General features: G+C 59.3%; 18 protein-coding genes. 7 read left to right on the top strand and 11 right to left on the bottom strand.

Features of this window, described 5'->3' with window-relative positions; genetic code table 11:
* Positions 1–689: 689 nt before the first annotated feature.
* Together GYH35_RS07010 and GYH35_RS07005 are read left to right on the top strand one after the other, a co-directional pair.
* Entirely contained in the window at positions 690–1,193 is a 504-nt protein-coding gene (locus GYH35_RS07010) for a nuclear transport factor 2 family protein (RefSeq protein WP_161828008.1), read from the top strand.
* Between the two features lie 535 nt (positions 1,194–1,728).
* Positions 1,729–3,054: a protoporphyrinogen/coproporphyrinogen oxidase gene (locus GYH35_RS07005; protein WP_202624136.1), complete on the top strand. Its 1,326-nt coding sequence runs from the start codon at positions 1,729–1,731 to the stop codon at positions 3,052–3,054.
* A gap of 47 nt (positions 3,055–3,101) precedes the next feature.
* On the opposite strand, the gene GYH35_RS07000 is transcribed toward GYH35_RS07005, so the two are convergent.
* The 9 genes from GYH35_RS07000 to GYH35_RS06960 all read right to left on the bottom strand — a co-directional run bounded on the left by GYH35_RS07000 (position 3,102) and on the right by GYH35_RS06960 (position 13,139).
* Positions 3,102–4,043 (bottom strand): transketolase family protein, encoded by a 942-nt coding sequence (locus GYH35_RS07000; protein WP_161828007.1) that lies wholly within the window; start codon positions 4,041–4,043, stop codon positions 3,102–3,104.
* Positions 4,040–4,873 (bottom strand): transketolase, encoded by an 834-nt coding sequence (locus tag GYH35_RS06995; RefSeq protein ID WP_161828006.1) that lies wholly within the window; start codon positions 4,871–4,873, stop codon positions 4,040–4,042. The genes GYH35_RS07000 and GYH35_RS06995 overlap by 4 nt, the downstream gene beginning before the upstream one ends.
* Before the next feature lie 43 nt (positions 4,874–4,916).
* A complete protein-coding gene (gene rfbH, locus GYH35_RS06990) occupies positions 4,917–6,233 on the bottom strand; it encodes a lipopolysaccharide biosynthesis protein RfbH (RefSeq protein WP_161828005.1) in 1,317 nt (438 codons plus the stop codon).
* A gap of 48 nt (positions 6,234–6,281) precedes the next feature.
* Positions 6,282–7,364 carry a CDP-glucose 4,6-dehydratase gene (rfbG, locus tag GYH35_RS06985; protein WP_161815267.1) on the bottom strand — a complete coding sequence of 361 codons (1,083 nt, stop codon included), beginning with the start codon at positions 7,362–7,364 and terminating at the stop codon, positions 6,282–6,284.
* A 27-nt stretch (positions 7,365–7,391) separates the two neighbouring features.
* Positions 7,392–8,384, bottom strand: coding sequence for an FAD-binding oxidoreductase (locus GYH35_RS06980; protein WP_161828004.1), 993 nt, complete (start codon positions 8,382–8,384; stop codon positions 7,392–7,394).
* A gap of 50 nt (positions 8,385–8,434) precedes the next feature.
* The gene (rfbF, locus tag GYH35_RS06975; RefSeq protein WP_161828003.1) at positions 8,435–9,205 is read right to left on the bottom strand and encodes a glucose-1-phosphate cytidylyltransferase; all 771 of its coding nucleotides are present in this window, start codon (positions 9,203–9,205) and stop codon (positions 8,435–8,437) included.
* Positions 9,206–9,410: 205 nt separating this feature from the next.
* Positions 9,411–10,292, bottom strand: a complete 882-nt coding sequence (locus tag GYH35_RS06970; protein ID WP_161828002.1) for an SMP-30/gluconolactonase/LRE family protein — start codon at positions 10,290–10,292, stop codon at positions 9,411–9,413.
* Between the two features lie 2 nt (positions 10,293–10,294).
* Positions 10,295–12,226, bottom strand: coding sequence for an alpha-ketoacid dehydrogenase subunit alpha/beta (locus GYH35_RS35245; RefSeq protein ID WP_161828378.1), 1,932 nt, complete (start codon positions 12,224–12,226; stop codon positions 10,295–10,297).
* 226 nt (positions 12,227–12,452) lie between these two features.
* Positions 12,453–13,139 carry a GntR family transcriptional regulator gene (locus tag GYH35_RS06960; protein WP_161828001.1) on the bottom strand — a complete coding sequence of 229 codons (687 nt, stop codon included), beginning with the start codon at positions 13,137–13,139 and terminating at the stop codon, positions 12,453–12,455.
* A gap of 151 nt (positions 13,140–13,290) precedes the next feature.
* Between GYH35_RS06960 and GYH35_RS34535 the strand changes: the two genes are divergently transcribed.
* The 5 genes from GYH35_RS34535 to GYH35_RS06930 all read left to right on the top strand — a co-directional run bounded on the left by GYH35_RS34535 (position 13,291) and on the right by GYH35_RS06930 (position 19,565).
* The gene (locus GYH35_RS34535; protein ID WP_202624135.1) at positions 13,291–15,354 is read left to right on the top strand and encodes an ABC transporter permease subunit; all 2,064 of its coding nucleotides are present in this window, start codon (positions 13,291–13,293) and stop codon (positions 15,352–15,354) included.
* Positions 15,355–16,902, top strand: coding sequence for a sugar ABC transporter ATP-binding protein (locus GYH35_RS06945; protein WP_161828000.1), 1,548 nt, complete (start codon positions 15,355–15,357; stop codon positions 16,900–16,902).
* Complete coding sequence (locus tag GYH35_RS06940) at positions 16,899–17,681, top strand: SDR family NAD(P)-dependent oxidoreductase (RefSeq protein WP_161827999.1); 783 nt, start codon at positions 16,899–16,901, stop codon at positions 17,679–17,681. The genes GYH35_RS06945 and GYH35_RS06940 overlap by 4 nt, the downstream gene beginning before the upstream one ends.
* A gap of 12 nt (positions 17,682–17,693) precedes the next feature.
* Positions 17,694–18,713, top strand: a complete 1,020-nt coding sequence (locus tag GYH35_RS06935) for a C-terminal binding protein (RefSeq protein ID WP_161827998.1) — start codon at positions 17,694–17,696, stop codon at positions 18,711–18,713.
* Positions 18,714–18,788: 75 nt separating this feature from the next.
* Positions 18,789–19,565, top strand: coding sequence for an SDR family NAD(P)-dependent oxidoreductase (locus GYH35_RS06930; protein WP_161827997.1), 777 nt, complete (start codon positions 18,789–18,791; stop codon positions 19,563–19,565).
* Between the two features lie 14 nt (positions 19,566–19,579).
* Here the strand turns inward: GYH35_RS06930 and GYH35_RS06925 are convergent, their stop codons facing one another.
* Both GYH35_RS06925 and GYH35_RS34840 read right to left on the bottom strand, forming a co-directional pair.
* Entirely contained in the window at positions 19,580–20,644 is a 1,065-nt protein-coding gene (locus tag GYH35_RS06925) for an NAD-dependent epimerase/dehydratase family protein (RefSeq protein WP_161827996.1), read from the bottom strand.
* A gap of 447 nt (positions 20,645–21,091) precedes the next feature.
* Positions 21,092–21,353 (bottom strand): hypothetical protein (locus GYH35_RS34840; RefSeq protein ID WP_235936731.1); only part of this gene is annotated, 262 nt, incomplete at its 5' end.

The following is a 21,353-nucleotide window of genomic DNA, read 5'->3' as shown; positions in this document are numbered from 1 at the left end:
CATGCGCGCGAGCATCGTATAGATGGACCCCCGCCGAAGCCGCCCGTTGGAGAGCGCAAGGAAATCCGAGCCGAACAGCCCTCCGGGATTGTCGATCAACAGACGTAAGATGAGCATCTCATTCCAAGACATGCAGCCCCCATCGCAGGATCGTCCACCTGCTTACAAACGTCAGATCACTCTCGGATGGGGCTTGGCCCCTGGAGATGGATCAGCGCGCGAAGTGTCGGGCTGCGACCGACGGATCTATCGATCGCTCGAGAACCGCTCAAGTTCGATGACGCCATTTACTCTCTATTTATATGCGCCGGCTCACTCCCGGAAGTGGCCAAGCCGGCCGATGTCGGAAGCCACTCGTGGCCAATCTCACCGTATATATACGGACGGGCTGTCTTACCTCATCAGGCGGTGATACCAGCGTGGCGGCTGCCGTTCGCTTACCGCGTTGCGCTCGATGAAACGTCGTCGCCGGGCAGAAATCGAATACCCACAGAACAGCTCCCAACTCCAGCGATATCCACAGCCCCTTAACGACGTGCGGTATCAAATCAGCTCCCGGGTCTATCATGAAAGCCTGGCCTCGATAACGAGACTGGGCGTCCGCGCAGCCCTTGTTCCTCACGGGTCGGCAACAGTCTTCAGTCGTCCTGAGGTTCGAAAGTCTTCTCTCTATTTCAATGAAGGATCGTATGAACACTTCCATACTCAGTCGTCGTCACTTTCTGACCAGCACGGCATCGAGTTCCGTCGCGATTGGTGCAGCAGGCGCCATGGGCGCAATGCTCATGTCACCCGCTCACGCGAACTCCGGGAAGACAACCGCTGGGCTTAGCAAGAATGCAACCCCCCGACAGGTTTCCGAGTCCTACTGGCGCGCAGAAGCCGAGCGCAACGTGGACAAGGTGGGGCTGCACTATCACGCCGATGCCATCTTCATGCCGCCTGGAGAACGCCTCGTCGGTTGGGACAGCATCCGTAAATGGTACGAAGCCACCTATCGTCAGTTCCAAAGCGTCAGGGTTGACATTGTCCACGAGATCACAAACGGGCCTGAAGCTTCGCTCGAATGGAAGGCCACCCTGATGGATGCGGCCGGCAAAGTGATCACGCCGATCGGTGTCAACATCGTACGGGTCGAGGGCGGAAAATTTCGCGAAGTGCGCGCGTACTTTGATTCATCGATTCTGGATTGAGTGCAAGTCGGCTTGCTGAGCCCACAAGAACCTGCGAGGCCAGCGTTATCGCTCCTTCCGCACGCGAGCGCAGCTAGGTAAATCCAAGACTCCTAGCTGTGCCGCCCCTTCTTCGACGCCTTCGGTGCGAAGATCTCGCAAGCGCACCCCGCAAGCGATCGTAAAGGTCAAATCCATTCGGGAGTCAAGCGAGAAGATCGTCTACGGACCGGATCCGATGGTCAATGACACCCTCGGATGCAGAGAGCTAGCCCAGGAACGCACCGCTCCACACTACGTCCTCGAAGTCCTTTGTCCCATTTCTGACGCCGACCGACCTCATCAATTTTGAGGTGTCACATTGTGGATATTGGGAGGACCGAATCGGTGCTGCTAAGTGGCAGCATTGGGCGTTGGAGCCAAGGCTGCCTCACGACGATCGCGCAAGTGTGCATTCGCAGGATCCAACTCGGTTCGAATTGCTCCTGCAGCACTACTCGTGTAGTACTACGCCGCGAATTGCCTCAGTCCGCTCAGTGTTGCTGCGAGGATTGTCATGGAAGAGGTCCCTTTCGTCGTGCTTGGTACGGGGATGGCCGGTCTCGGTGCCGCTTATGCCTTGAAGGCTGCTGGCGCTCGCTTCGTCTGCTATGACAAGAACAACTCTGTTGGCGGACATTCACGCTCATTGCGCTACGACAATGGCTTCACCTTCGACGAGGGCGGACACATTTCTTTCACCAAGAATGCCCACGTTCAGGAGGTATTCTCGGAGAATGTTCGCGGCTCGTATGTTGAGAGCAGACTAACCATCGACAACTATTGGCAGGGATTGCGGTTACCCCATCCGATACAAAACAATCTCCGCCATCTGCCCGCTGAGCTGATTGTGCAGATCATTGCGGATTATAAGGCGTCTGACACTTGCGCCAGCGAAGGACAGACCAGTAGGCCTTCGCATCAGACCTATGCAGACTGGCTCCACAGATCATACGGGCCGACTTTCGCAAAGACGTTTCCAATGATCTATGGCAAGAAGTACCACACCACGGATACGGAGAATTTAACGACGGATTGGATTGGGCCGCGTATGTATCGCCCCACCATCGAAGAGCTCGTCCGGTCCGCTCTTCCAGGAACCACGCCGATTCCGAATTATATTGATGGCTTCCGGTATCCAAAGACCGGCGGCTTCGTTAGTTTCCTCGAGCCGTTTTCGGACACTTTCCGCATCCGGGTGAACAAACGCGCAACCCATCTTGACCCCAAGAAGCGAACGTTGCAGTTTGCAGATGGTGAAACCATCTCGTACGGCACGCTCATCTCTTCCATTCCCTTGCCGGACTTGATCTCCATCATGAAAGGCGCTCCCGATGACGTTCTCAGCGCCTCGAAGAAGCTGGCCTTCAGCACGGTATGGTTAGTGAATCTCGGCGTGGGCCGTGCGGACGTTTCGGACGCGATGGTCACTTACTTCTACGATGAAGATATCATCATCTCTCGCATCAATTTGCCGCATCTGTTTTCGCCAGGGAACGCACCCGATGGATGCGCAACCATTCAAGCGGAAATCTACTTCTCCGATAGGTTCAAACCCTGTGTCGACTCCCCTCAGGATCTCATCCAACGCACGATCGCGGACTTGCGACGCTGTAAGATCTTGCGCGAGGACGACCGAATACTCCTTGCGGACGCGGTGGTGGCCCGGCATGCCAACGTAATCTACGATTTCGACCGCGTACCTGCGCTGCGCGTCGTGCATGGCTACCTCGATGAGGCAGGCGTGCGATACTGCGGGCGATTCGGACATTGGGACCACGCGTGGACAGACCAGGCGTTCGTCAGCGGTGAAGATGCTGCAAGAGCTGCCCTGGGGTCTTGATCAGAGTGGCCGCGCTGAGCCTGTCACCACGGGAGAGAAGCTGCCCGCTAGATCGACCGATCTTCGTCGCCGAGAAACGCCCGTAAGCGGGTCTGCAGCTTTTCTGCGCTCAACCCATGCCGATCCATCAGATAATCATAGGACCCACAAAGGTCCGAAAACCGATTGTCGATTCCAGCGCTGAAAAGCGTGGCGTCCCGAGCCGCATCACACACTGCGAGCCGCTCCGCCACGATCGAACCCAGTCCCCCGTGAATCGAGTGCTCCTCGAATGTGACGATCTTTCTCGAACCCGAGATACATCGGTCAATCTCGTCTGGATCCAATGGCTTCAGTCGCGGAATGCTCCAAACTGAAACGCCTTGCCAACGTTGCGCGAGGATCATCGCAGTCTTCACCATGGCTCCGGTCGCGATAAACGCAATCTCATCGCCTGCGTCGCCGAGTACCCGCACTGGAGTTGCGAGCGGCGCGGGACTGACAGCCTCGTGCAGATGCACCCGCCCCAGATCGGCCTTTCCCATACGCAAGTAGCAAGTGCGCCTGGACTCAATCGCGTCAGAGAAGCACCACTGCATCTCGGTGGCATCCGCGGGCGAGTAGATCGACACATTCGGAAGTGAGCGAAGCGCCGCGATGTCTTCGGTCGACTGGTGGCTGGCGCCCAAGTAGCTATAGACGACGCCCGCGCCATCGCCAATGAGTAACGCCGAAAGACCCTCATAGCACAGATCCATCTTAATTTGTTCGAGTACTCGAATCGGCACGAACGAGGATAGCCCGTACACGACCGGATAGAAGCCGACCTTGGCCAGGCCCGCGGCGACCCCCACCATGTTCTGCTCAGCCACGCCAGCGTTTAAATACTGCGAGCCGCACTCCTTTCGGAAGTCATCGAACAAGGCGTAACCATGATCGCCGGTGAGTAGCATGAGCCGGGCATTTGCCTTCGCGGCCTGTACCAGACATCTTGAGAACGCTTCTCTCATGACGACCAAGCTCCGTTCGTCGCGCGCGCGGCGTTGATCTCTGCAAGTGCATCGGCGTAGCTCTCCTTCGTCAGCCGGGTGTAGTGCCAGCTATTCTTGTTCTCCATGAACGACACGCCTTTGCCTTTGATGGTCTTGGCGACAATGGCCTTAGGCCTGCCGTTCGACAATTCATTCGTTCTCGTAAGCGCATGATCGAGCCGCAGCTCGTCGTGACCGTCGACGCCTATGCTGTCGAAGCCGAAGGCAGTCAATTTCTGCACAAGATCTCCGAGCTCGAGGATGTCGTGCGTGGCGCCCATGGCTTGGAACCCATTTTCATCCACGATGAGCGTCAGATTGTCCAGCTTGAAATGAGCGGCAAACAGGATCGCTTCCCAGACGGCGCCCTCATTCATCTCGCCGTCCCCCACAATGGCATAGCAGCGCTGCCCCGAGCCTTTGCGCTTCGCTCCGAGCGCCATGCCGACTCCGACCGATAGTCCATGCCCGAGGCTCCCGGAGGTCACCTCCAATCCAGGCACATGAGCATCCGACAGGCCCTTCAATATGGTGCCGTTCCCAAAGTAGTTGCGAATGTCGTTGTCATTGAGCCAGCCAAGCTCGCGCATGCACGCGTACTGCGCCATGACGCCATGTCCCTTACTGAGGACTAGATAGTCACGCCCTTCAGCGCGCGGTGTACCATCGCCTAAGCGCAGGTGATTGCGGTAGAGCACTGCCAGAATCTCGACAATCGAGAAGGCGCACACGATATGGACGGTGGAGCCGGCGAAGGCCATCTCGAGGATCGTTCGCCGGAGCGCGGCGGGATCGAATCTGTTGCTCATGCCTCTCATCCGTGTGCGATGCACGTCATGATCGTTTCGACGCTCAGAATCCGATGCCGAAGAAGTGCTCGATCTTCTCCACGACGTAAGCCAGGTGTTGTTCCTCGAGACCCGGGTATACACCGATCCAGAACGTGTCGTTCATCACCTGGTCCGTCACATCCAGTGTCCCCGCAACGCGATACGTTCGGCCTTGCATGTACGGTTGTCGCGTCAGATTGCCGCCGAAGAGAAGCCTCGTGCCGATCTTGTTCTGATCGAGGTAGGTCAACAGCTCCGTCCGGCTCCCTGCGCTCGCAGATTTGAGCGTGATCGGAAATCCGAACCACGAAGGTTCACTGCTCGGCGTGGCGCGCGGAAGTACAAAGAAGTCTTCACAGGAGCGAAGGCGTTCGCTCAAGAATCCAAAATTGCATCGGCGAGCAGCAATGAACCCATTCAGTCGGTCCATCTGCGCCAGCGCGCAGGCCGCCTGCATATCGGAGATCTTGAGGTTGTAACCAAGGTGGGAGTAGGTGTACTTGTGATCGTATCCTTCGGGCAGTTGGCCGAGCTTCCAACAAAATCGCTTGCCGCAGGTGTTGTCTTTGCCCGGCGCGCAGTAGCAATCACGCCCCCAATCACGAAACGATTCGGCGATGACTTTAAGCTCGTCATTGTTTGTGAATACCGCCCCACCCTCGCCCATCGTGATGTGATGCGCGGGATAGAAACTGAGCGTGCTCAAGTCACCAAAGGTGCCCACGAGCCGCCCACCGTATGTTGCACCCAGAGCGTCGCAACAGTCCTCGATGAGCCACAGGTTGTGCTGCTTGCACAGCGCGGTGACGGCCGAGAGGTTGTATGGGTTGCCCAACGTATGCGCGAGCATGATCGCCTTGGTCTTCGGCGAGATGGCCGCTTCGATCTTTGAAGCGTCGACATTGTAGGTACCCAGTTCCACGTCGACGAATACTGGCACCGCGCCGAACTGCAGGATCGGGTTGACGGTCGTTGGAAAACCAGCGGCCACACCGATGACTTCATCGCCTGGTTTGATGGCTCGGCTGCCAAGCTTGGGCGACGTCAGCGTCGAGAACGCCACGAGATTGGCGGAAGAGCCCGAGTTCACCGTGATCAGGTGCTTCACGCCGAGAAACGCGGCCAAGCGCCGCTCGAACTCTTCGTTGAATCGACCAGTCGTCAACCAACCATCGAGGCTCGCCTCAACCATCAGTTGAAGCTCGCTCGCACCGATCACCTTACCGGAGGGTGGAATCACCGTCCTGCCGGGCTCGAAAGGCGCGGGTCGCAACGTGGTTGCGGCGTACTCCGCGACCAATTCGGAGATTTGTGCTCGAAGTGCTTGCGAACGATCCATCGTGCTCCTCTTGCGCCGCCCTTACTTCCAAGCCACCTCGTCGATCAACTATGCGTAGGCGGAGGCGCCAGTTTGATAGGCCTCGATCTGGCCTAAAGTGAACTCCCGCATATCCTGGCGCGACTGCGCGGCTCGGTACCAGTCAACCACCCGATCGATTGTCATGCCTAGCGACCAACGCGGCTGCCACCCAAGGCGATCTCGCGCTTTGGAGCAATCAAGCTTGAGCATCTGAGCTTCATGCGGCTGAGGATTTTGATCGGGTGTCCACGTCGCCCCGGACGCCCAGCGAGCGGTCAACCGTTCGACTATCCATCGTACCGGGCGTGCATCGCTGTCGTGCGGCCCAAAGTTCCAGGCCTCCGCATAGCAGCTTCCCTCTGTGTACAGGCGCTCGGCGAGCAGTAAATAGCCGCCAAGCGGCTCCAGCACATGCTGCCAGGGGCGAATCGCACGTTGGTTTCGGATCACGACGGATTGTTCACGCTCCATGGCCCTGATCACATCCGGAATGAGTCGATCCTCCGACCAGTCGCCCCCTCCAATGACATTGCCTGCCCGGGCGCTTGCCAAGGCGACACCATGAGTGGAGTAACTGGTGGCCGGGAAGTAGGCCTGACGATACGAGGACGTAACGAGCTCCGTGCACGCCTTGCTGTTGCTATAGGGATCATGGCCACCCAGCCGATCATCCTCGCGATAACCCCACACCCACTCGTGATTCTCGTAACATTTATCACTGCTCACCACGATGACCGCTTTCACGCCGGGCGATTGCCTGACGGCCTCTAGCACATGAACGGTGCCCATAACGTTGGTTGCATACGTCTCGAGCGGGTTTGCATAGGAGTAACGCACCAACGGCTGTGCGGCCATATGGATGACGATCTCCGGGTGCGCATCGCACATCGCGCGACGCACGAGCGCAGGGTCACGGATGTCGCCAAAAACGGAGGCGATACCATGATCGACCCGAGCGCGCGTGAATAGGTTGGGGGTCGTTTCCGGCGACAGTGAAAGCCCGGTGACTTCCGCGCCGAGGGATTGCAGCCAAAGCGTGAGCCAGCCACCTTTGAATCCGCTGTGACCCGTCATGAAAACACGTTTCCCCGCCCAAAAGTCCTTGTGCATCTCACACCTTTTCAGCGGATGCCGACGTCACGAAGCCGTGAAGGCATCAGCAACGAAGTTCTCGGCATGAAGGCCCAGGCGCACGAGCCGATCTTTCGCGGCGGCGATCATCTGGGATGAACCACATGCGAACGCCGCGGCGTCCTCAAGCGATGTGTACTCTTGCGTAACGGCGTCCTGAACGTATCTGGCGACTCCGTCAGCCGCAGCTTCTCGTGAATAGATCGGTTGATACCGGATTCCCCGGGTTAAACATAGCTGGCTGAGGTGCTCAGCCCAGTATTCGTCCTGCCGGTAACGGTTACCCCAATACAACCCGACCGTTCCTAATCGTTGGAGAGTTTCCTTATTCATTCCCTCAAGTATCGCGTTGATGGGCGCGATGCCCGTGCCCGTCGCAAGGAACAATGTCACGCGGTTCTTCTGACGTTCCCGTAGAAAAAAGCGTCCGTGCGGCCCCTCGATCTGGAGCAAATCTCCCGTCTTGGCTTTCGTAAACCAGTATTCGCTGAACTGCCCGCCCTCTACGCGCCTAACATGAATCTGCAGCAGACCGCTTTCACTCGGCGCAGACGACAACGAGTAGCTTCGTGCGACTTGCGATCGCTTCCAAATGCGAATGAACTGCCCCGGTAGCGATTGAAAACCCGCCGTAGGCGGCAGTCTCAAGGTCACTTCCATGACATCGCGTGCGAGCAGCGTGAGGCGGTGCACTTTGCAGGGCGCACGCTTCACCTGAATCGAGGCCAGCTCCGGGAAATGAGGAATGCAGAGCGAGACATCGCCTCGGGCCCGAGCGTTACAGAGCAGCACCTCCTCGCCTGCGATCAGCGGTCGAGTGGCATCCACGCAATCGAGCTTCCCTGCGATGAGCTTCGCGCTGCATTGGCCGCAGTCGCCACGCTTGCATGAATAGCTTGCCGGTACGCCGCGGGTGAGCGCCTGATCCAATATGCTTTCGTTGGCCGTCCCCTCGAACTCGAAGATATCGTTCCCGCGGACCAGCGTGATTTTTGCCACCGCTTCCCGTCCCTACCGCACGCCGACTCGCAGGCGGACCGGTCCGCACGTCAACGCCAGACTTTCCATGGCGCTCGATCGCTCGCCCAGAGCTCTTCGAGGTGTGTCTTATCTCGCATCGTATCCATCGCCGCCCAGAAGCCCTGGTGTCGGTAGGCGCTCAGCTGATTCTGCTGGGCAAGCATACGTAGCGGGCGTTGTTCCCAGATGTCCTGATCGCCTTCCAGGTAATCGAAAATGCCCGGCTCCAGAACGAAGAAGCCGCCATTGATCCATACTCCATCGCCCTTGGGCTTCTCAACGAAACGAGTGACCCGATTGTCATCGAGTTCAAGAGCCCCAAATCGCGCAGGGGGTTGTACGGCCGTGACCGTGGAGAGGCGTCGATGGTGTTTATGGCAGTCGATGAGCTTGGTGATGTTCACATCACTCACACCATCCCCATACGTGAAGCAAAACGTCCCGCCGTCCAGATAGTCTCTGATTCTCAGCAGGCGCCCGCCCGTCAATGTTTCCAAGCCGGTATCCACGAGCGTGATGGTCCAGGGCTCGGCATGCGGATGGTGGACTTGAACCTTGTTGTGGCGCATGTCGAAGGTCGCATCCGCCATGTGCAGAAAGTAGTTCGAGAAATATTCCTTGATCAGGTATCCCTTGTAACCACAGCAGATGATGAAATCTTGCAGGTCATGCGCCGCATAGATTTTCATGATGTGCCACAGGATGGGATGGCCGCCGATCTCGATCAGCGGCTTCGGGCGAAGATGACTTTCTTCACTGATGCGTGTGCCATAGCCGCCGGCCAGAATGACTACCTTCATGGAAGCTTCCTACTGAATGCCCATCATTTATGTGTGGGCAACTTCATCATCAGCGGGAAGGCTGTGGTAGTCGCGGAGCGCGGCAGCGGCGCTGGCGGGCCTCAAACGGTTAGCAGCCGCGGCGTTTCGGCACGCCGGGGCATACTTATTATATGTGTCGACTGTTGGAAAGGTGAGCGCACTGAACGCTGCGCCGGCTACGTCCTTATCCGGCGAACGCGCATCCCGGCAATCCTTTCGATCCAGTATCGATCGCCAAGAGGGCACCAGCCCAAGGCTGATCTCGCAGTTGGTCCGGCGTTCGTCTCAACGTGGCCGTGCTCACATACAACACATCCAGTTCGGGCCCGCCGAACTCGCAGCACGTCGGCGTGTCCGTCGGCAATGAGATTGCTCGCATGAGTTTGCCGCTGGGATCGTACTGGTGCACCTTACCTTTAAAAGGCAAGGTCAACCAATAGCACCCCTCCGCATCGACGGTGGCGCCATCACCCACCGCCTGCTCGGCAGACAGATCAATGAACACTTCTCGGCGATCCATCTCGCCCGTCGCTGCGTCGAAGTCCCACTGCCACACATACGGTGTCGCACTATCGGTGAAATACAGCTTGCGGCTGTCCGGGCTCCATGCCAAGCCGTTCGAGCAGACAAATCCGGTGGCGGCCTTTTTACTGGTCAGATTCGCACTCAAACAATACAGCGAGCCGATCGGCCGCGGTGTTTGACCGTCGGCCTCGAACACCGTGCCCGACCAGAATCGTCCCTGGCGATCGGTCTTGCCGTCATTCATGCGCGTTTCTGGAATATCCGCTTCGACATTGACGATCGACTCGAAACGTCCCCGTGCCGGATCCAGAAAATAAAACCCGTCGCCCATGGCCACCACCAGGCCGCCTTGACGGCGAACGGCCAGGCAGCCCGGCCTCATCGGCGTGCTGATGGTTGTCGACTGCCCTGTCTTGGGCTCATAGCGATGAATCGCCTGCGCGAAGATATCCAACCACCAGAGGCACTGTGCCTCCGCATCCCAACACACGCCTTCACCGAGCAGCGCCTTGGCATCGACGACGCATTGAATATCGGTCATCTTTAAGCCTTCATAAGTGCCCGAATGGCATCCGCAATTGCCTCGCGCGAGGGGATCACAGCAGTTTCAAGCTTGTCGTTAAATGGCATGGGTGTGTCATAGGCGGCCACTCGAACGACAGGCGCACGAAGCGAGCGGAATTCTCGTTCTACGACCCGCGTGCAGACTTCCGCCGCAAAGCCGCCCGTCTTGCACGCCTCGTGGACGACGAGCAGCCGATGGGTTTTGCGCACGGAGGCGAGAATGGTTTCCTCATCGAGCGGGCGGATGGTCCGAGGATCGATGACCTCCACGCTAATGCCCTCGTCCTCCAGCACCACCGCAGCCGACAGCGCCTTCGCAACCATCGCTTGCGTCGCCACCACCGTCACGTCGTTGCCCTGGCGCTTCACGTCCGCTTTCCCAATCGGGATCGCATAGCTCTCCACCGGCACCGGCCCTTTCTCCCCCAGATAGAGCATCTTGTGCTCCAGGAACATCACCGGGTTGTCATCGCGGATGGCGGCCGTCAACAGGCCCTTAGCGTCGTAAGCGGTGGACGGCGCGACGACCACCAACCCAGGGATGTGGGCAAACCAAGCCTCCAAGCTCTGGCTGTGTTGGGCAGCAAGGCGAATACCACCGCCTTGAGGGCCGCGAATGACGAGCGGGACTTTGGCGGTGCCTCCATTCATCAGCCGAAACTTCGCGGCTTGATTCACGATCATGTCCATCATCTGAGTGACGAAGTCGAAGATCTGCACTTCAACGATCGGCCGTAGTCCTGCAATCGCCGCCCCCACAGCGGCGCCGCAGAACGTCGCCTCAGAGATCGGGGTGTCGCGCACGCGCGCAGGTCCAAATTTTTCGACGAGGCCCTTGGTGGCCTGGAAAATGCCGCCCGTCTCCGCGATGTCCTCCCCGAGCACCAGAACGCTGGGATCGCGCTCCATTTCCTGATGGAGTGCCTCGTTCAATGCCTGCGTATACGTGAGCTGGCGCTCGCCTTTGTCTGTGGGTTCCTCATGGGCGTGATGGGGCGAATACACGGCGGTATCGAGGATCGTGATCGCAGGCTCCGGACTTTGATTGGCGAAGGCAACGGCGGCTTGAATCTCTTGCTCGACAGCGCCCTTGATCTGCTCGATGCGTTCGCTCGGCACGCGCGCCGCCGCCATTTTCTCTTGCAGCCGGATCAATGGATCGCGCGCCTTCCAGGCGGTCATCGCCTCCTCCGTTCGCGGCTCGCGCAGGTTCGCTCGCATGCTGTGCGGGCCCCAGCGCCACGTCATCGCCTCAATCAGGCTCGGCCCCTGTCCGGAACGCGCTTTTTCGATGGCGGCGCGCGTCACGTGATACACCTCTTCCGCATCGTTGCCATCGATGGTTATCCCGGAGATGCCGTATGCTGACGCTCGCTGCGCGATTTGTGGAACCGATGTCGTTTGATGAAACGCCGTGTTCAGGGCGTACTGATTGTTCTCGCAAACGAATACCATCGGCAGCTTCCACACCGCCGCCAGATTCAACGCCTCGTGGAACACGCCCTGATTCGCCGCGCCGTCGCCGAAGAATGCAATCGAAACGGCGTTGGTCTTGCGATACTGCGCCGCCAACGCTGCGCCCGCGCCTAACGGCATCGTCGCACCGACCACGCCATTGGCCCCTAGGATGTTGAGCTCGAGATCGGCGACGTGCATGGAGCCACCGAGGCCTCGGCAGTAGCCCGTCTCCTTCCCCAGGAGCTCCGCGAGCATTCGATCGACTCTCGCACCCTTGGCGATGCAGTGCCCATGGCCGCGGTGATAGCTGCCGACAAAGTCCTGTTCCGTGAGATTGGCGCAGGTGCCCGCCGCGATCGCTTCTTGACCGATGTAACTGTGGGCCGTTCCTTTGATCACGCCCTTCTTAAACAGATCGGTCGCGGTCTCCTCGAAGCGCCGGATCCGCGACATCGTCTCGAAGAGCTTGAGCAGCGTTTCGGCGGAAGTTTGGGGCGCTGGGCTGGTCTCGGACGTATCCGGCATCTGTTTGTCCGCTAACACGAGTGCTCCCGATTCACAGTGAGGGGCGAGATCGTCGCGACCCATTCTGAGGTGGACCGTCTTTGAGGGCCCATCGGACCGTCATCCAACACCAACAGATATATCTGTTCGAGACAGCGCCGCGCCGCATCGCACATCAGAGCGCCTCCACCGTAACCGGCTCAACCTCCCGAAGTCCGCGCATCAGTTCGCGCGCCCGCTTGATGTGCTCGCTCAAGACCTTGAGCGCAACCTCGATCTTGTCGTCTTTCAAGGTGTTAGCGATGCGCAGGTGCTCATCAAGCGAGATATCGAGGAGGCTCGGAATCGGCGCAATCAGACTGACCCGCAGAGTTTGCAATTTGGCATCGATCATCGAGTACGCGCCTGCCAGATACACATTGCCGCAGTGCTTGAAGAACGCCGCATGGAACTGGCCATCGAGACGACGATACTGTTCGGTGTGCTGGTTCTTGATCGCCTCACACATCCGCTTGACGATACCGTCTAACTCAACCAGCAGCCGGCCGGACTGCCGACGCATCGCTAACTGCAGTGCGTTGCTCTCTAAAATCAGCCGTAGCTCGCACAACTCGGTGACCTCCTTGTCCGCAAGCTCGAAGACGAACGTACCCGAGTGGGGCTGAACCACCACTAGATTCTCTCGCTGCAATTGCACGAGCGCTTCGCGAACCGGCGTCTTGCTGAACCCAAACCGTTCGGCGAGCGCCTTTTCGTACAAAGGTGAGCCCAAGGGATACTCACCGTTGGTAATGCCCGCTCGAATCTTCTCCAATGCGAGCAGGGTAAGAGACTTCGGCTTTTTGATCTTGTGGTCGGTCACCGTTGCGCCTCACTGACAGCAAACATCGACTCGGTGCCCTGTGACATCCGCGTATGTCGAGGGGGTCGCTGCGCGCTTTGACCGGTCGCAGATATATGTGATATCTCAAATCCACTACAAGAGCAGATCTTTCTTCCGGGGGAATGACTAGATGGCAGTGGCAGGCTCACCTGCGGCAGGATCGACGTCCGAGCGCCTGCTTCGACTATTTGCGTTGGGTGAAGCCGGTGTCATCGCCGCCTTGATTGCGATTGCGCTGCTGTTCTGGCTGCTCGAACCCGCGTTTCTCTCCGATCGAAACGTGCGGGCCATGCTCAACATGGTCTCATTCATCGGCATCATCGCGATCGGCCAGATCATCCTGCTCATCAACGGTGAGTTCGATCTCTCCGTGGGCTCAGTTGCCGGCCTCGCCGCAGTCGTCAGCGGAAAACTGATGACGGCACTGGGCTGGCCGGTGCCCGCCGCCCTATTCGGCGGATTGCTGTGTGGCTGTACCGTCGGGCTGATCAATGGCCTGTCCGTGGTGGGGCTTCGCATTCCCGCTTTCATACAAACATTGGGCATGCTGTTCATTGGGCAAGGACTCATTCAACTCGTCACCGGCGGCTATCCCGTCTACCCCTTGCCTGCGAGCGTGGGACAGCTCGGTCAAAGCTCAGTGATCGCGGGACTCGGATGGAGTTTTGTTTTCTTTCTGCTGGCTGCGATCGCTGCTGACATTCTGCTGCGTCACTCGGTCGTGGGCCGGAACATGTATGCCGTCGGCGGTAATGCGCTCGTGGCCGATCTCGTTGGCATTCCCACGCGCCGATACCGAATCGCCGCGTTCGTGGCTGTCGGGGCACTCTCCTCGATTGCCGGCATGTTTGTGATGGCCGACCTCGCCAGTGCCACCACCGGCATCGGCTCAGGCTGGGAGTTGGCCGTCATCGCTGGCGTCGTCGTGGGCGGAGTCAGCTTGTTCGGCGGTGCCGGTACGGCGATTGGCGGCTTGATCGGTGTCTTGTTACTGCAAGTCGTTCAAAGTGGACTCGTGACGGTGGGCGTAAGCGCGAACTGGCAACAGATCGCCGTGGGTTTCATCATGATCCTTGCGGTGGGCTTGGACACCGCGCGTCGTCGCCTGGCGGTCAGCGGCATCCACATCGAATCCCCTGAGACGAGGTCACAGACGCCCTCCGCATCCGGGCTCGGCAAGATCTTCGGCATGACCTACCGCAAACGCTCGGCCGTCGTCCTCCTCGTTGTGGTGACCGTGCTCGGCGCCGTGGGCGTGAGAGCGCATCTGAATTCGAGATCGACCGCGCCGGGGGTCCACGCGTCACAGGATGCAAACAAACGTCTGCTGTGGGTGCAACCGCTGCGAGATCATCCGGTCTGCAAGCTCATGCAGGCGGGCTTTCTGAACCGTTGCAAAGAACTCGGATATACGTGTGAGGTCGTTGGCAATGCGAGCGCCACGACGCTGGACGTAGCGGCCACCATCCCGCTTGCCGAAGCTGCGCTCTCTCGAGACACGTTTGGCGCGGTCGGCGTCTTCACGCTCGATACGGCCATCTACCCCTTCGTCGAGAAGCTCGCCGCCGAAGGATTACCGGTGGTGACGTGGCACGAGCTACCGCCGCCCGGCACGATTAAGGGCTTGAAAGCCGCGACGGGACAGGACCTCGCGCAGGTGGGAAATGAGGCCGCCATCGCACTCGGCACGCGCCTGGGCGGCGCAGGCGTGATTGCCCTCACCCAAGGCAGTTTCAACGTTGAAGAGAACGCCAAAGCGGAGGCCTTTCGCCGCTCCATGGCGGAACACTTCCCAAACATCATCGTGCTGCCGCCGCAGCTCGAAGGCTATGAAGCGACCGCAGCGAAAGCCAAGGCGATCAGCTTGCTTCAGGGTAACGGCAAGATCACGGGCGTGTTCTCGACCACTGGCAATGGCGCGCAGACGTGGGCCGGCGCGGCCCGCACTGCCGGGCGCAGCTTAGTGATCATTGGCATGGACTACATCCGAGCGAACCTGGATCTGGTGAAGGCCGGCGAAGTCTTTGGCATCGTCGCGCAGCCGCTCTATGAGGAAGGCGCGAAGACCGCCGACCTCGCGGCGGCGTTGGCGCAGGGTAAGACTGTGCCTTATCACACTCCGCTGCCCGCTCGAGTCATCACCGCCGCCGAGGTCGGGCAGTACTACGCCCTGCTCGACAAGGCTGGGCAGTAGATGAAGTCTTTCGCGGTCGAGGCCGTCGGAATTGAGCTCGACTTCTCGGGCGTGCTTGCCTTGCGTGGCTGTGACCTGCGTGTACGACGGGGAGAGATCCACGCCCTGCTCGGCCAGAACGGCGCGGGCAAATCGACGCTGCTGAAGATACTGAACGGCGTCCATCCGCGTGAAGCGTTTCGCGGTGTGCTGAAGATCGACGGACGCCCTGTCGCATTTCGCTCCCCTGCGCACGCGTGTCTGGAGGGCGTCGGGTTTGTTCCGCAGGAAATCGAAGTCATTGAGAATTTGAGCGTTGCTGAGAACATCTTCTGCGGTCAGCTGCGCGTGGGCCGGGGTCCACTCGTTCCGTGGCCGCAGATCGAGCAGCGCGCCCGGCAGCTCCTGGCTGACTTAGGACTCTCCTTCTCGCCGCAGGCGCTGGTCGCTTCCTTGTCAGCCGCGCAGCGCCATCTGGTCATGATTGCTCGCGCGCTGGTGGCCCAGCCCAGTGTCTTACTTCTGGATGAACCCACCGCGTCGCTTACGTCAGTCGAGATTGAGCGACTGTTCGGTGTGTTACGACGGCTCAAAGAGCGCTCCACGACCATCGTTTACATTACACATCGTCTGCCGGAAGTCCTGAGCTTGTGCGATCGCGCCTCGGTGCTGCGCGATGGTGTGATTGCGGAAGAGTTTGAGCGCACGGAGTTTGACATTCATCGACTGCACGACGCGATGACGGGCTACAAAGTCGCGACTCAGTTTCCACCCCTTAAGCCTCCTTCGCGCGGGCCTGCAGTATTGAAACTCGAGAACTTCTCGGTCACTCACAACGGTCGGCGGCGAGTCAGAGACATCAGCTTCGAATTGCATCGAGGCGAAATCTTAGGTGTCGCCGGGTTACTTGGCGCGGGACGCACTGAGCTCTTGAGTGCCATCTACGGTCATCTCCCGCACACCGGCAGGATGTATATCGAGGGTCACGAGCGAGCTATACGCTCTCCCCGCGATGCGCGCGCGCTCGGCATTGGGCTCCTCACCGAGGACCGAAAGAGAGACGGCTTGCTCTTTAATCTGCCTCTGCGGGCCAACATTACGGCGGGAAATCTGCACCTGCTCTCCAAAGCGGGATTCGTTCGCGCAAGCGCCGAGCGCAACCATGTGCTTCACACCATGCAGGAATTAAGCGTGAAAGCCGCATCGGCCGAGGCCACCGTCGCGCACTTAAGTGGCGGCAATCAACAGAAGTTGCTCTTTGCGCGCGTTCTTATGCCGCAGCCGAAGATCCTGCTGCTGGACGATCCCACCAAGGGCGTGGATGTGGCTACTCGCCACGAAATCTATCGCCTCGTCGCTCACCTGGCCGAACGCGGCGTCGCGGTCCTGATCGCCTCCTCGGAGCTCGAGGAGGTGTTGGGGTTGGCTCATCGCGTTATTGTGCTCGCTGACGGCCACATCGTCGACGAGTTCAACCGCGACGAGGGCGATGAGAAGCGCGTCCTGCGCGCGGTGTCCGCGCACACGGCATTGGCAAGAACACCAGCGAGCTCAGTGCTGCAGCCATGAACAAGACGCAATTTTCACTCGCCGGCAAAGCGGTGCTCGTCACGGGCGCGGGCAAAGGTATTGGGCGGGCCACTGCCCTCTTGCTCGCGGACCTCGGTGCCTCGGTGCTTGCCGTGTCTCGTGATCCACGTGATGCGCCCTCGCTTATTAGCGAAAGTGCAGCAATGGCGGGACGACTGCATTTTATGGAAGTCGATGTTCGGCAACAGGAACAGATCAACGCCGCGTTATCGTTCGCGGAAAGTCACTTTGGAGCACTGCACGGCATCGTGAACAACGCGGCCGTCTGCAACACCGGCAAGCGCATCGAGGAATTGACGGATGCGGAATGGGACACCACCTTTGACATCAACCTCAAAGGCATCTTCCGGATTTGTCGCGCCGGGCTTCCCTTGATGCGTCGATCCGGGGGCGGCAGTGTGATCAATGTGTCCTCGGTCCACGCGCTTGCGACGGCGCGAGGCCACGCCGATTACGCCGCGAGCAAAGGCGCCGTGTTGGCGCTTTCGCGGCAACTTGCGCTCGACTACGCGATCGATCGTATTCGCGTGAACGCATTGATCGTGGGCTCCGTCGACACCCGGATGTCACAACCTGCATTCGAGGCGGCGGGCAGCGCTGAGGCCCTAGGACTCTCGTTCAATCTGAATGCGATCCCGCGCGTGGGTACGCCGCAGGAAATCGCCTCAGTCATCGCCTTTCTGCTCTCGGATGCCTCCTCCTTCATTAACGGCAATGGCCTGATCGCCGATGGCGGCCTGTTGGCAAAACTGCTGTGAGAACTGACTAACATGAAATTCTTGGTGTATACCCCCGATGCGGTGTATGACGACGGCGGCGTGCTGGAACGGCAGATCGGCGGCGATCTGATCGACCTGCGGACGGAGAAGTGGCGCGGCCAGGCGCAGATGAACGAAGATCTCCTCGCCAATGCGGATGGCTTGCTGCTCTGGCAGATGATCAGCTTGGATGCGCCGACGATCGCGCGAGCACGCAACTGCAAGATCATCGTGCGTTGTGGTACCGGCTACAACAACATTGACGTGGCCGCCGCGAGCGAACGAAACATTCCCGTCTGTAACACGCCAGACTATGGGACCGCAGAAGTCGCAGATCACACGATCGCACTCCTGCTCGCCTTGGAGCGCGGATTGATTCCGTTTGATGAAGCGGTTCGCGCCGACCCGATCAAGAACTTCGATCATCGCGTCTTCATGGATGAGCGCCGCCTGGCGGGGCGGGTCTTCGGCACCGTGGGTCTAGGGCCGGTGGGGACTGCGACGGCACTCCGAGCCAAGGCATTTGGCTTACGGGTCATGACGTATGATCCGTTCTTGCCTCGAGGCCAAGAGCTAGCGCTAGGCATTGAGCGCGTCGAATCGCTGGAGGAGCTGTTCGCCGCGGTGGACATCTTGAGCCTGCATGCCCCCCTGACGCCGCAAACCGCCAATCTGATCAACGCCACGACGCTTGCACAATTGAAGCCCCAGGCGACGCTGCTCAACACCGCGCGAGGTGGCTTGATTGACTGGGAAGCGCTCTATGACGGCATGAAAAGCGGGCACGTCCGTGCGGCAGGCATCGACGTGTTGCCCACGGAACCCCCCGATCCGGTGCCTAAGCTGCTTCGCTGTCACGCAAATCGCGAGCCCTGGCTGCACGGACGGCTGTTGATCACGCCTCATGCCGCGTGGTCGAGCGTCGAAAGTCGCGATGATGCGAGGAAGATTTCGATGAAGACAATGGTGGGCTACTTGAGCCGGGGCCTTCTGCGCAGTTGTTTGAACAAACAGCACCTGCGCCCCGCTTGAGCCACGACGCTCAACGGCATCATGCGATTAACGTCGATGGCGCGCCTGCAATCCGAACAGTCGAGGTGATGATTCATGCTCTCCGGAAAAACCATCGCGATCACCGGCGCCGCGCAAGGCATCGGAAAGGCGACGGCACTTGCCTGCGCACGGTTTGGAGCGAACGTCGCAGTGTGTGATATCAATGCGCCGTTGGCGCGTGCAGTCTCGGATCACATCAACGCCTCGGGGGGCCAGGCAATTGCCGTAGAGTTCGATGTAAGCTCGCGAAGTGACTGTCATCGCATGGTCACCACCACGCAGGAGGCCTTTGGGCGACTGGACGGATTGGTGTGCGGCGGGATGCGCCGGGCGTACCAACCCGCGGAGGACTTCGCAGAGGACGCCTGGGACATGGTCATCGGTCAAGGGCTCACCGGGTATTTTCGGTGCGCGCAGGCATCGGCTCGAGCGATGTTGCAACAAGGCTCAGGGGCAATCGTGTTTATTACCTCCATCGCAAGCCACAATGCCGTCGACGGCGGCGCTGCGTATTGTTCCGTCAAGGCTGGGGTTGCGGGGCTCACTCGTCAGCTGGGCGTCGAGTGGGCGCGACGGGGCGTGCGAACCAACGCGGTCGCCCCGGGATTCACCGTGACCGAGGGCGCTTTGCGCAAGATGAGCGATGAGGAAGCCCAAGCACTGATCCCGATGGGCCGACCTGCCACCGCCGATGAGATCGGTAACGTCTGCGTCTTTTTGCTCTCCGATCTCGCAAGTCACGTGACGGGCCAAGAGATCGTTGTGGACGGAGGCTACACGGCCTGCAAGAACTTCACCGCCGGCGCCATCCGCCAACCCGCCTCGAACTGACTTGCAAGAACGCTTCAGTACGCATCAATCATCCGGCGAAAACCCTGTTCCGGATCGATCTTTGCACGCCAGCCCAGCGCAGTAAGTCGGGAGGTATCCGGCAAGAGCTCGGTCGAAATGCCATGAGACCGGGCACCCGACTGGGACGGCGCTCGGCGTACGACAGACAACATCTTCTGCGGATACAAGTTCACCAGCAGTTGGGCAAGCTCATAGACGGATAGCTCGCCGGCGGGGTTTGCGACGTTGTACGGGACCGCGGGCTCCCCGGTCAGCAGCACCGTAAAGAATCCGGCGATTGCATCGCTCACATAGCAGAACGCACGGCGTGCGGCTCCATCGCTGTTCATGACGATGTTCTCACCGCGCACCACGTTGAACGCGAAGTCCGCAAACACCCGCCCATCATTCTCTTGGAGCCCCGGCCCATAGGTGTGAAACGGGCGGACGATGTAGGTCGGCAGCTGATATTGGTGATACCAGGCGGCACACAGCGCTTCGCCAAAGCGCTTACCTTCCGCATAGCACGCCCGAATCGACGTTGGGTTTAAGACCCCATAGGCTTCTTCGTGGAGTGAACGGCTGCTGGGGACGTCGCCGTAAACTTCACTGCTGCTGACGAACAGCATCCCTCGAGGGTCCGCGCTTGAGCGCAAGCACGCTAACAATGCCGCGGTACCGAGAGCATTGGGCAGAAGCGTACCAACCGGATCGACACTGTAGAAGCGGGGACTCGCTTGACTCGCCGCGTGCAGAACGTAGTTGCAGTCGGCGACCTCGAGTCTCGCGATCGCGTTCAAGTCTGATGTCTGGAATGCGAGGTTCGGATCGTCTGTGACATCACCCAAACGCGCACGTGCCTGTGGCACATCGCGGACCACAGCAATGACATTTAGTGGGCGATCGACCTTTCCGGACGGATACAGGGCAAGAAGCGTGCGGACCAGGTAGCCACCGAGGAAGCCTGCGGCGCCGGTCACGACGACTCGGCAACCGTCGAGTTTGTTCCAGGGAAGGTCACTTCCCAGGATAGTAGAAACATCCTGCCGCTGGGTGATCTGAATCCGATTCGTTGCCACGGGTGGTATCTCGCGAACTCCGCGTCCGCCGCGAGTTAGTGAGCGATCAGCCTAGCTGATCGCACTTTGATGTTGATCGCTTTAGTATCGAACGTAGGCACTCGAACACTCGCCACAGAACCCAGCGGCAGTGCTTTCTTCGACAATAGCCTTATCGATCGCGTGATTCGCTTCATACCAGATATTTACCGTGTGCATGAAGTGTCAATCACTGAATGAGAAGCTAACGCACGAGAGCGGATCGTAAAATCCACGCTGTCATCGAGCCACGATCCTTTCCGCGTTGGCAATCGCCCAAACACCGACTGCCCAGCCGAATCGCAAACTCGTCGATGGAACTCGCCTGAAAGAAGGACACGAAAGCTGCCTGAGGGCAGCAGTTCCCAGGCTCTTCGCACATTCCGCGATGAAATATCAAGGGAACGCGCGACCCGCGCTCATCGATTGTTATGTCGCTTGCGTCCTTAATCGCTGCCACTCAGCCAGTGCAGGCATATCGAGGGTCGGGAACGATTGCCAATCCGGAAAATACAGAGCACTGTTGGCAAGAATCTCCAGGTGCTGGGCATCCTCGCTGGCCGTCGGGCGGAAGGTATTCCAGTACGCGTTTGCTGTCGCGTCATCGTCGGGACAGATTGCGTCCCGGGACGTGGTGTACGAGTGAGGCGTGACCGCTGAAGCGGCGGTCACCGTGAGTCTTGATAGAGTT

It is taken from the genome of Steroidobacter agaridevorans, assembly GCF_009932555.1.
GTDB classification, from domain to species: domain Bacteria; phylum Pseudomonadota; class Gammaproteobacteria; order Steroidobacterales; family Steroidobacteraceae; genus Steroidobacter; species Steroidobacter agaridevorans.
Note: the sequence above shows the minus strand (reverse complement) of the source record. Positions and strands in the feature narration are given on the sequence as shown.

What these genes read in the sequence shown, in the direction of transcription:
- GYH35_RS07010 (WP_161828008.1), top strand. Translation starts at nt 690, where the DNA reads ATGAACACTTCCATACTCAGTCGTCGTCACTTTCTGACCAGCACGGCA.
- GYH35_RS07005 (WP_202624136.1), top strand. Translation starts at nt 1,729, where the DNA reads ATGGAAGAGGTCCCTTTCGTCGTGCTTGGTACGGGGATGGCCGGTCTC.
- GYH35_RS07000 (WP_161828007.1), bottom strand. Translation starts at nt 4,043, where the DNA reads ATGAGAGAAGCGTTCTCAAGATGTCTGGTACAGGCCGCGAAGGCAAAT.
- GYH35_RS06995 (WP_161828006.1), bottom strand. Translation starts at nt 4,873, where the DNA reads ATGAGCAACAGATTCGATCCCGCCGCGCTCCGGCGAACGATCCTCGAG.
- rfbH (WP_161828005.1), bottom strand. Translation starts at nt 6,233, where the DNA reads ATGGATCGTTCGCAAGCACTTCGAGCACAAATCTCCGAATTGGTCGCG.
- rfbG (WP_161815267.1), bottom strand. Translation starts at nt 7,364, where the DNA reads ATGCACAAGGACTTTTGGGCGGGGAAACGTGTTTTCATGACGGGTCAC.
- rfbF (WP_161828003.1), bottom strand. Translation starts at nt 9,205, where the DNA reads ATGAAGGTAGTCATTCTGGCCGGCGGCTATGGCACACGCATCAGTGAA.
- GYH35_RS06970 (WP_161828002.1), bottom strand. Translation starts at nt 10,292, where the DNA reads ATGACCGATATTCAATGCGTCGTCGATGCCAAGGCGCTGCTCGGTGAA.
- GYH35_RS35245 (WP_161828378.1), bottom strand. Translation starts at nt 12,226, where the DNA reads ATGTCGCGGATCCGGCGCTTCGAGGAGACCGCGACCGATCTGTTTAAG.
- GYH35_RS34535 (WP_202624135.1), top strand. Translation starts at nt 13,291, where the DNA reads ATGGCAGTGGCAGGCTCACCTGCGGCAGGATCGACGTCCGAGCGCCTG.
- GYH35_RS06945 (WP_161828000.1), top strand. Translation starts at nt 15,355, where the DNA reads ATGAAGTCTTTCGCGGTCGAGGCCGTCGGAATTGAGCTCGACTTCTCG.
- GYH35_RS06940 (WP_161827999.1), top strand. Translation starts at nt 16,899, where the DNA reads ATGAACAAGACGCAATTTTCACTCGCCGGCAAAGCGGTGCTCGTCACG.
- GYH35_RS06935 (WP_161827998.1), top strand. Translation starts at nt 17,694, where the DNA reads ATGAAATTCTTGGTGTATACCCCCGATGCGGTGTATGACGACGGCGGC.
- GYH35_RS06930 (WP_161827997.1), top strand. Translation starts at nt 18,789, where the DNA reads ATGCTCTCCGGAAAAACCATCGCGATCACCGGCGCCGCGCAAGGCATC.